Source organism: Brumimicrobium mesophilum, assembly GCF_003025005.1.
Classification (GTDB): domain Bacteria; phylum Bacteroidota; class Bacteroidia; order Flavobacteriales_D; family Crocinitomicaceae; genus Brumimicrobium; species Brumimicrobium mesophilum.
Window position 1 is genome coordinate 1 of sequence record NZ_PVSS01000027.1, and the last position, 6321, is coordinate 6321.

The window sequence follows — 6321 nt, forward strand, 5'->3', positions numbered from 1 at the left end:
TGATCTCAGAAGTTGCAGGATTAGGAGACAATGAAATTTCATTTTTAGTGAATTTTGATAATCCCACTTGATCATATATGAAAGCATCTGTAGTGTGAGAGCATATTCCATTTGTTATCAAAAGTGTATATTCACCATTAACTAGTGGTGAGTAAACTTGATTGGTTGCTCCAGCAATTAAAACGCCATCCAAATACCATTGAAAAGTTGACCCTGAAGGAGTATTTTGACAATATAGATTTCCTCCTCCACTAAGAATACTTGTGTATGGAACTTGAATTGCCGTAAGTTGAATTGTATCATATTGAAAACAACCATCCTGATCTTCAACTGTTAGGATAATTTCTGAAGTAGCATTAACACTAATACTTGTTGGGTTCCCTCCTGTCCAATTCCAATAATGAATATTACCTGTTAAAATAGGGTTTGCTGTTAATATTACAGATTCATCACTACAGAAAACAGTATCAGCAGCTTGAATGGAAACTTGAGTTGGTGCAGGATAATCAACAATTGTAACTGTATCATTCTCTACACAACCAAAAGGACTTATGGTTTGCAGCCAATAAGTTCCGCCTGCTGTAATTACTAAAGAATCATTTGTAGAACCACCTGACCATGAATAGCTATATGCTGGATTCATGTATGATGATGCCAAGATCAGTTCATCTCCATCGCAAATCAAGTTTTGATTTACACTAATTACTGGCTCAACATAAGCTTGGTAGGTTATATTTACCGAATTATTTATCAAATTGGCGTCTAACCCACCATTTGGCTCACCGATTGAAACAGTAATTGAATAATTGCTTGTTGGAATAAACCCGCCTAATCCAAGAAAAACTGTATCGCTTTGACCAGGTGCTAAAACTCCATTCCAATTATAAATGGTTGGAGGTCCTCCGTTCAAATTCCATTTTATTATTGCACTTGTCAAGGTCTCGGTATGATTGTTAGAGAATACAAATAATATAGAATCATTAGCTTCACAACTCAAATTGCTAGGATTTAGAATACTATCAGCTGACAAATCAAAAATTAGTGACCAATTCACATCAAATTCATCCGCACCAATATCTGGATGTGTTAAATTTCGTGCTTGTCCATCTATATCCAAAGTAACATCAGGCAGAACCAAACCGTTACTATCAGCTAAAGGGGAATTCGTATGAAAATTATTTGAAGAGGCAAAAAATGGATTCCCATATAATGAATTTACATCTTGATTATGAACTGTTTTCCAATCGTCTAAAGAAACAAAATTTAAAGAAGGTTCATAGATGAAGTGTGATGTATCTCCATAGAATAAATTGTTGTTTGATTCTAGAGCCTGAATTTCAGCAATAGAACTTAATCTGAAAAATGGGCTTGCATAATACTGATGAATAATATTATTTTTAAACTCGATAGTATTATTATAATCAAGCTCTATTCCTCTTGAACGAATGGAGTTATTTAATATTCTAAGTCCTGAATTTGATTCTAACTCAAAGGATTCCCCAAGAATGTTAAGAAAGTTATTCTTAATAATGTTGGATCCGCCAACAGAGCTAACAATTTCAATACCCAAATTAGAACCAATAATATCATTGTTACTAATTACAAAGTTCTCACAGGATTTCAAATAAATATTTGCATCATAAACATTATATTGATAAACTGTATTCATTACATTTCCACTGATCAGAATATTGGTTGGATTAGAGTTTCCCTGTGGTTCGAAACAAATTACTGCATCTTCTATAAACGAATTATTGATTATCTCAATATTCGTTACTATTGAACTTGCACCTATTAATTTGATATTGGAATTATAAAAGGAACATCCTTCAATACTTAAACTGTCAATATATTGAGAACTGTAGCTTTGTTCAATTCCACCTGAAATAAAACGGCATGTATCTACATTCATCACATTCACAGAATCCAAGTAAAGTGGTACATCAAATGTAATGTGTTTAAAAGTCAAGTTTTGAATATTATTTAAACGAAACTCACTGTTATTAACAACGTTTATAACAAGGACAGAGCTTGTATCAAAAGTTTCAGATTGAAAAGTAATCGAATTAGTAAGTGAATTACCATCAATTGGTCCAATTATTCCCCAATCACTATACACTCCCGGTTTCAAGTTCAAAACAACTGGTCCACAAATTCCTTTTCTCAAATTATATAATGCTTCATCGATATTTAAGAAGTCTGCTGTAGAATCACCTACGCTATAAGTTCCATTCATTTTTGTATTGAATTTCCCTAAATAATTATTGTTATATGGAATTGAATCATAAACACCGTTTGGAAAACCTAAGGAGACTTCAATAGTGGTTAAAGCATCGGTAAAAGAATAATTTCCTGCATTGAAGGAAACCGTTTGGAGAGGTTGAATAACTTCATAAATAGTTAGCGTATCTGTTGGTCCATTTTCAATATTAATATAAACTTGAAAACTATCAATTGATTCTGTTCCGTTATTGTAAGCATCAAAAATTAAATCCACATTTCCTCCAGAACAAAAAACAGTATCTAGCCATGTCGCAGAATACTCTATTCCTATATCGTATTGAAATTGAGAAAACTCATAGGCGCCTACATCTGGAGTGGTAGAATTTCTTAGGGAATCGACGAGATCCTCAGTAATAGAACTTATTGGTGAACCTAAATTGTCTAAACCTGAAATATTGATTGGGGACAAAAAATATGGAGCTGAAAAGATAGGTTTGATGAAAGTAGAATTAAAATCAGTGGAAAAATGAAGAGAAAAATCTGACAAGGTCGGAAAATTTGTTCCTGATCCTGCTCCTGGTTCTTTGGCGAAAATATGATCTGTCCAATAATTGTTGTAATCACTCTCAACGAAATCATAATTATCAATTTTATAAACCAATCCATTTCCATCATTAACAATCATATTACTTTTAATCAAAAGACTGTCAATTCCAACGAATGTCAACACAGAATGTGTATTTGGGTATATGTAGTCATTCGAAAAATAAATGGTATTGTGCATAAATTCCAAATAATTTATTCCACTAATCAAAACAGCTGAGGTTTGAGCTGAAATATTATTTACATTATGGTAAATAGCATTATTGTATATCCTTACGTGATTTGTATCGCTATTTGGCAAAGACTGAATACGCAATGGACGCCCACCGCTTGTTTTGATTATCTTATTATTGTGAACTAACAGACTTCCATAACGATATGAAATACTAATTGCTTCATCATGCGGGGAAGTATCAAGATATTCGATATAATTGTCTGCAATTTCAATATTTCCATACCCCGAGATATCGATAGCCGTGCCTTCACCATCGTAAAAATCATTGTTTATGACCATAAAATGAGTTGACATCGTATCCGAAGTAAACCAAGTCTTCCCGTCTATTCTCGAAAAGTTAAATATGTTATTCAAAATTTCAATACTATCACTTAACAGATTAGAATAATTCATATAAACCCCCAATTCAACAGTATCAAAGTGGTTTTGATCAAAAGTTATATTACTAGAGCCAGAATTGAAATCGAAATTTCCATTCTTAAAAGTTAAGTTTCGAAATTCCAGATTATGAGTTCTTTGGGCTTCAAAATTTAATGAATCAATAATAACAACTTGTGGGTCTTGCCCTTCAGATTGAATAGTTACATTATAGTTCATATTGTCTGCTGAAATACTATCTATAAAAATCGTTTCTTGATAAACACCATCCCGTATATTTAAAATGACATCTCCACATACTCCATGATTATCTAAAACATTAAATGCATCAGCTAAGGTTATAAAATCTGGATTAATTCCACCAACAGAATAAGAACCTAACAATCTATTTGGAGAAATTTGAATCCTCAAAGTGTCATTTTCGGGATAAGTATCAACAACTGCATTTGGTAATTCAGTCCAAATTGAAATATCCGCGGAAGGATAAAAATCAGCAAACGTTGTGACGAATAAATCATTTAAAGTTGCACCAGAAGCTAGATTTCCAGTCCAGTACAAGCTATCTTCCAAAACCCCATTGGCTTCAAAGAAAATCCAACAACTTGTTAAATCATTATTTCCGTCATTAAATAAATCAACTTTAATATCTTCAATAGTTAGACAAGAATCGATATCTATTGCTCCAATGGAAGTGATGGCTGCATTATTTGGTGAGCATTGATTTGGATAAAAATTATAATATAAGCTATCATTGAACTGATTGTAATCTGATACACCATTCACTGAATCAGTCCAAATCTTCACTTCGTAAATCGAATCTTGAAAATTATAATTACCTATTAAAAAATCATTAAGTGTTTGTCCTGCTAGTAATAAGCCTGAGTATGAAACCGGATTTTGAATATTACCATTAACCGACCAGTTAAAATCTATTTGATTAATCGTATCTGTTCCAAAATTTTCAAAACTAATTTCAACATCCCTCAAACCTTCACAAGTAAAGTCTGATAATGGAACGCTGGAAGGAAAAACCCAGAAATCTGTAACACTTAAACCGGTGCATCCAGTCGGAAAGTCTGAAATCATTGGAGAAACTGCACATCCATTCGAAGTTGTGCTTAAATTCATTACATAATTCCCCGCGGTGATATTCTCATAAGATAAAGTTCTTAATGTTGCACCAGCTCCCAGGGCAAAATGCAGAACATCATTATTATCGATTATATGCCCAAGAACATGAGCGTGCCCCAGTTCATGCAACGCAACAGATTCAAAGTCAAATTCAGAACTACTCGGCTGTGAAATACTATAATTCCAATTTCCTGAACCAGTCCAATATTTTTTAAAGATTAGGTCTTGACCGTAAATATGCCAATCATCTCCGTTACAAGCCGTAAAGTAATTATAGCATACCCCTAAAACTCCCGCTGCCACATTATTTCTTGCAACTACATTTACGCCATCTCCTGCATTAGGAGAATCAATGGAAGTTTGAGCTGTAGCAATATCCCAATTCACTCCTGTAGCACATTTCCAAGAATCAATTGCTCTATTGAAAGGAGACATAGGTCCTCCAGAAAAATACATATTTGAACTAAATTCCCAAGTTAATCCGCCGTTTCCATTTGAATTTATCATTTGCGGAATGGAATCAGCTCCGGTATTTAAAATAGCATAAGAAACAATTAAATTATTTATAGATTCTTGCGAAACACCATTTATTGTAACCTGAATTGGACCAGTTCCCGCCTTTGTAGGAACCGATACTACAATCATATTGTCAGTCCAAGAAACATAAGAACTCAACATAGGAGCAATAAAACTTGGAGCTCCACCGTCATCTGCATTTGCAAAAGCGATGTAATTTGAAGCATCTGGTCCATTAGTTCCAAAACCAGTTCCTGTAATGGTCACTAATGAGTTAGTTCCAGCCGTTATCAAACTTGGACTAAAATTTAAATTTGAAACAGATAAGGTAACGAGACCATTAGAGGATGAAAAAGAAGATGCGGGAGGATTAATTGGTATGTTAACTTGAGTTGCAGTGTAAATACTATTTCTCAAATTAATAACAGAACTTGAATAAAAAGGACAAAAAGCTTGATTATCAAAGATTTTTATAAAACCTTGTCTTGAAGCATATACTTCGTATTTCGAAGAACCACCTAATTCATTTAAAAAGAAAAATCCTATTTGCCCTTTTTCTAATGCTAACAATGACGATGTTTGAACCGCATGATTTCCTACTCTACCTCCTACAGTTATAATATTAACAGTATTACTCAAATAATTGCCCTTAAATAAAGAATGAATTTCAATTGTACTATTCGTGTAAATCATACCTCCTGGAAGATCCCAATATGAATTTTGATTAATTACCTCTCCTGAAATAATTAATTCCGAACTATCAATTTTTTCTTTTAATGGTATTTCATATAAATTCCCTTCCCCTCCAATTGCATTAAAAGAAAAAATAAAAGATAATATTGATGATATAAATAGAATAAGAATGTTTCGTAAAAACAGCATTAAAGTATAGTGTTGGATTAGAAAAAAAAATGCAATTAATTGTTAAACAAATTTAAGAATTTTTTTCAGTATGAATAACAAACACTTATTTACTATAAATCATGTAATAAATAAAAAGTAAAATGTAACAGGTTAACCACCAAGATATCTAATTCTTTAAAATTTTGAATATCAAAGTCAGACTTCCTTTATAAATCAACCATAATAATCTTCATACTCAAATTCATTCTTCAACTTCAAAATTTTCTCAATGAAGTTCATATTTTCATTTCGGTCTAATTTCAATTTTAAAAATTCGCCTGACTATGAATTACAAGAAAGTCAGTTTTAAACATTACTGAAGTTTGGGCGCA

Annotated in this window: 1 protein-coding gene; it reads right to left on the reverse strand. The window is 32.5% G+C overall.

Going from position 1 to position 6321, the window contains the following annotated elements:
• Nucleotides 1-5968 (reverse strand): right-handed parallel beta-helix repeat-containing protein (locus C6368_RS16735; RefSeq protein ID WP_107040374.1); only part of this gene is annotated, 5968 nt, incomplete at its 3' end.
• Nucleotides 5969-6321 lie beyond the last annotated feature (353 nt).